Origin of the sequence: Eudoraea sp., from assembly GCF_049665975.1 — a bacterium.
Classification (GTDB): Bacteria; Bacteroidota; Bacteroidia; order Flavobacteriales; family Flavobacteriaceae; genus Eudoraea.
The window spans coordinates 1-4,938 of record NZ_JBATGR010000294.1 but is presented as its reverse complement, the minus strand read 5'-3'; the positions used below and the strand labels follow the sequence as shown (position 1 = coordinate 4,938).

At 36.7% G+C, this 4,938-nt stretch carries 4 protein-coding genes and 1 pseudogene; all 5 read right to left on the bottom strand.

Annotation, left to right across the window (positions count from 1 at the left end; all coding sequences use genetic code 11):
- Positions 1–75: 75 nt before the first annotated feature.
- Positions 76–1,656: a SulP family inorganic anion transporter gene (locus tag WBN20_RS10390; RefSeq protein ID WP_424281633.1), complete on the bottom strand. Its 1,581-nt coding sequence runs from the start codon at positions 1,654–1,656 to the stop codon at positions 76–78.
- Positions 1,657–1,720: 64 nt separating this feature from the next.
- Entirely contained in the window at positions 1,721–2,032 is a 312-nt protein-coding gene (locus WBN20_RS10385; protein WP_424273657.1) for a hypothetical protein, read from the bottom strand.
- 59 nt (positions 2,033–2,091) lie between these two features.
- Complete coding sequence (locus tag WBN20_RS10380) at positions 2,092–2,850, bottom strand: tetratricopeptide repeat protein (RefSeq protein ID WP_424281632.1); 759 nt, start codon at positions 2,848–2,850, stop codon at positions 2,092–2,094.
- A 2-nt stretch (positions 2,851–2,852) separates the two neighbouring features.
- Positions 2,853–4,574 carry a BatD family protein gene (locus WBN20_RS10375; RefSeq protein ID WP_424281631.1) on the bottom strand — a complete coding sequence of 574 codons (1,722 nt, stop codon included), beginning with the start codon at positions 4,572–4,574 and terminating at the stop codon, positions 2,853–2,855.
- Between the two features lie 65 nt (positions 4,575–4,639).
- Positions 4,640–4,938, bottom strand: a pseudogene (locus WBN20_RS10370) (tetratricopeptide repeat protein); the annotation flags it as partial.

The window sequence follows — 4,938 nt, the reverse complement described above, 5'->3', positions numbered from 1 at the left end:
CTTTTAAGGGTTGCACCTGCGTCTCTCTCCAGGTCTGTTAGTACAGTTATTTTATATTTTCTCATGATATAGGATTTATGCTGATTTCGGCCTTAATCTAAAAAACTCCAAAAAACTATTTGGATTTTCGACAACACCTCTTTCAGAGATTAAATGAATGTCAATATTTCTTTCTTTTGCTTTAAATGCAAAGTCATCCAAGATTTCAATGATATCATTATCAAGGTATCTTGTTTTTCGAACGTCTATTTCTAAAAATGTTTCTCTCGGTAGGCTATCCAACTCCTTCAAAATGGCACCCTTGTTAAAGAAAGTAACTTCCTCTGCAAGCGTTATTTTGATTCTATGTTTGCCATTGCTTATATCCTCGATATGAAGAAAATGAGAATTTTGATAGCTTTTTATCAGGATGACCGCTATTCCAACCCCTAATCCCAACCCGATACCTATAAGCAGGTCAGTAAAAATGATACCAAGCACAGTAACTGTAAACGGGATAAATTGTTTCCATCCAATGTCATACATTTTTTTAAATAGCGCAGGTTTTGCCAACTTATAACCCACAATTAATAGAATGGCTGCCAGGACTGAAAGCGGTATCATGTTCAATAGTCTGGGGATGAGAATTACGGATATCAAAAGAAGGAAACCATGAATGATAGCAGACATTTTCGATCTTCCTCCTGACTGGATATTTGCAGAACTCCTCACTATCACCTGGGTAATGGGTAAACCTCCTATTAGCCCGGAAATAATATTTCCGGTCCCTTGAGCCAAAAGCTCTTTGTTGGTAGGAGTTACTCTTTTTTGTGGGTCTAGTTTATCAGTAGCCTCAACACATAAAAGGGTTTCAAGGCTGGCCACTAAGGCAATGGTAAAGGCCGTTATCCATATTTCCGGACGGACTATAACCTGAAAATTAGGAAAACTAAACTGACCCATAAATGAATCCAGCGTATCAGGAATAGGTACGCTTACCAGATGATCGGAAGAGATACCCCAAAAGCCACTATCTTTTGTTAAATTATAATATAGTATTCCCACAAACACAGCTACTAAAGGTCCTTGAATTAGTTGAAAAATTTTAGCCTTCTTGATAAGAAAATTATCCCAAAGGACTAATATTCCAAGGGCAAGAAAAGCAACCATTGTAGCTCCCGGGCTTATAAAATTCACAGCATTAAATATCTCCGAGAAGGTATTTTCTCCATCTACCTGAAAAAACGCAAAATCTCCTTCAGGATCTGCATCGTATCCAAAGAAGTGAGGAATTTGTTTTAGAATGATAATGAGTCCAATTCCGGTAAGCATACCTTTAATAACAGAAGAAGGAAAATAATAGGCAATAATACCAGCCTTAAGGACGCCAAATATGATTTGAATGGCACCACCTAAAACCACAGCGACTAAGAAGTTTTCATAACCTCCTAAGGCACCAATTGCAGTCAAAACTATGGCCGCTAATCCCGCAGCCGGGCCGCTCACGCCTATTTGGGATCCGCTTAGAGTTCCTACGATAATGCCCCCTACAATACCGGCTATTAATCCTGAAAATAATGGAGCGCCGCTGGCGAGTGCAATTCCCAGGCATAATGGGAGTGCGACAAAAAACACCACAATACTGGCAGGGATGTCGTTTTTCAAATATCTTAACATAACTAAATATAAATTTCCTTTAATGAATGTTAAAGGTTGATTAGAAATTAATTTTTAAATGGATTTATGCTTGTCTGACTAAAAATTCAGGTGGAGGTATTGGAATTTCAATTGCATGAGAAGAAATGATTATCTCCAGTTGATCCGAAAGAAGTAATCTTTCCTGCGGTGAGATGTGTATTTGTGCTATCGAATATTCAAGTAATGTTTTTTCTTCACTGCCGTCTTTCTTGCCCTGTTCTTGTTGTTCCTCTTCATTTAAGTTTACAGAAATAAAAATGCTATCATCATTATGTATCAATGTTATGACGGATGGCGCAAATACCGCAAACAGCCAAATCGAAATAAGTGAAGCTAAAATACTAGATTTTATCATCTGAAATTGGTTAGAAGACAAATATAGAAGGAACTATATCATATATTTGTTAAAGAAAACTAAAAATCTTTCAACAATTTTATTTCATTTGAAGGCACCCAACCTGTTTTCCCATCTTTCAGTTCTATTTTTTTCCAATCATCCAACTCATCCAATACATATACTTTGGTGCCTTCATGTAAAAGGAATGCTTGTGAACTTCTATTATTAGGTTCAGACTTAACGATTAGCTCTTCAGAAAAAACGATAGCTGGCATCTCTGCCTTAAAATCGCGGAATTGAATTAATGCCAATACAAAGCAGAAAACCGCAATAAAGAAAGAAGTAATACTAGCGATAAAAGCTATTCGCTTTTGGGTTGAGTATCTTAAGTAATAAAACAAGAGATAGGCCAAAATAAATAGGAATACAAACAAAACAGCCGCATAGGACCATTGATCAAAAGAGAGCAATCTGGTGATGTTTTTGTATAACTTTGATAGACTTGTCTCCGGAAGTGGCTCAAAAGCATCTAAAGTCATGTTCTGAGCATATGACAGATTATTTTTGATTTCCCTATCATTGGGTTTAAGCAACAAAGCCTTTTCATAATAGTAAATACTGGGGGCTATTTGATTTAATTTGTAGTAGCAGTTGCCCAAATTATAGTAAACAGCTGCCGAATGCTCACCGTTCTCTATTATTTTAAAGTAGTTCTCAGAGGCTTTTTCATATTCACCTTCATTATAATATGTTGTTGCCCTGTTAAAAAGAGCATCGTTTTGTGCACTAGCAGTGAATGAAAACAACAATAATAATAAGACAATTAAATTCTTCATGACTAAAGTTTTTTGTCTATTGATGAAATTGTTTCACTGGCTTTGTTGTAATCCTGCTGCATTTGAACATCAGAGAAAGGGCTATATCGGGCCATTTCACAATTTTTAAGCAGATCTACAAAAGCGTGGATAGCAGTCTCGTCTATTTCTTTTTTAGATAATAGAGAAGCTATTTTATCCTTACTAAACTCAGAAGTCTCTATTTTTAGCTTTGCTTTCAGATAGTTGTGTAAAGCTTTTTCAAGTGCAATATAAAATGCATCCTTGTTACCTAATGCTTTTTTGGCCTCAGAGAGATATTTCCTTGCCAGTTTGTTCGCTTTCTTTATTTTGTTGCCGGCTATATCACTAGCTATGGCTTCCCGTCTTTTTCCAAACAACACGGCAATTGGGATAAGCAAAAAGGGTGAAAACAACCAAAAATAAAACCTTGTAGAACCAAAAAAATAATTTGTGCCAATTGCGGTTAAGTTTGGCTTAAGTTTAATAAAATTAAATTGATCATTTGCGCCAATAACCGCCTGCTTATTTTGTGAGGAAGGGGCATTTGTTATTGCCCCTGATCCCAATGGGCCTTCCATTACATTGATCATAATTTCATCTGAAGTCACAGATTTGTAGCTCTTTATTTCCGGATCAAAATAACTGAATGTAATGCCAGGGATAGGATATTTACCTCTGAATGAAGGTACTATTGTATAATTATTGCTAACCTTGCCCTTCATACCCGATAACGTGGTTCTCACCTCTTCGTTAAATTCGGGTTCATAAACTTCTAAAGCTCCGGGCAGCGAAGGCTCAGGTAACTGAAACAGTTTTAAATTGCCATTCCCTTTTACCGTAATTATAGCTTGAAGGGATTCTGAAGCATTTAGTGTTGTTTTGCTCGTTGAAACAGAAAATTCAAAACTGCCCACTGCACCACCAAAATCTGACGGTTTCCCTTCAACTGGTAAGGGTTTTACATTTATAATGCGCTTTCCAGCAGATACCGTTTTATTTGTTTGAGTATATATTCTGCCACCAAAAAAATCACGTTTGTTGGAAGGCACCTCCAATGTTACATCTAAAGAAAGAGGCTCAATAGTCAGTTGACCGCTCTTTTGAGGATAAAGCACCACTCTTTTAAGAACTACAAAACGATAAGCCTTACCCTCATAAGTGCCATTTTGAACGTCATATCTTGTGAAGGGCATATCCTGGCTCCAGAAATTATTGTATTTAGGATTGTCCAGCGGCCGGAAATTTGAAACATTAATTGAAGGACTTACATACAATTTGTACACTACACTGATAGCTTCATTGAGATAAGGAGAAGTTTTAGAAACTTCTGCTACTAAATGTAAATTATCATCTGCAATATCATCTACAGACATCTGATCATTAGGTCTATCTACCGCTGCCGTAACCTCGACATTTTTTGACAGGGATTTATAAACCTTTCCGTCTATGGTAATAGTGGCCTGCTTAATAGCAAATTTACCCTGGGCAGAAGGTGCAAGGGTATAAGAATACGTTTTGGAATAACTCCTGACACCGTTTATCCACGAAGAACTAATAGATTGAGAAGGCCCCATGAGCACTCTGAAGCCTTGAAAATCAGGAGGAGTAAAATTATCCCCGTCTTTGTTCATGGCAAAATCTACCCGCAAACGTTCGTTAATTCCCAACTTGCTTTTGCTGAGCTTTACTTCAAAAGTAATAGCTTCTTTATCTTGTGCCATTAGCTGGTTGGAGACCAGTAATAGTAAAGAAATACAAATTATATAATATTTAGGTTTATTAAATATCACCAATCTTTCACATTTTTTGTTTTGACACCTTTAACTTTCTGGGCATCCATTTTTTCCTTAACTTTTTTCTCTTCGTTTTGCATTGCCTCAAGCAAATTCTTTATTTGTTGTTGAGATAATTGGTTTGGTCTGGGTTGTTTCTGCTGTTGTTGATCTCCTTGCTCGGGCTGCTTTTTTTCTTCTTTATTATCGTCCCCATCCCCTTTTTTATTTTCTTCTTTTTCCTGCTCACCTTTATCTCCTTCATTACTCTCTTTGTCCTTTTCTTCGTTTTTGGGATCACCTTTGTTCTCGT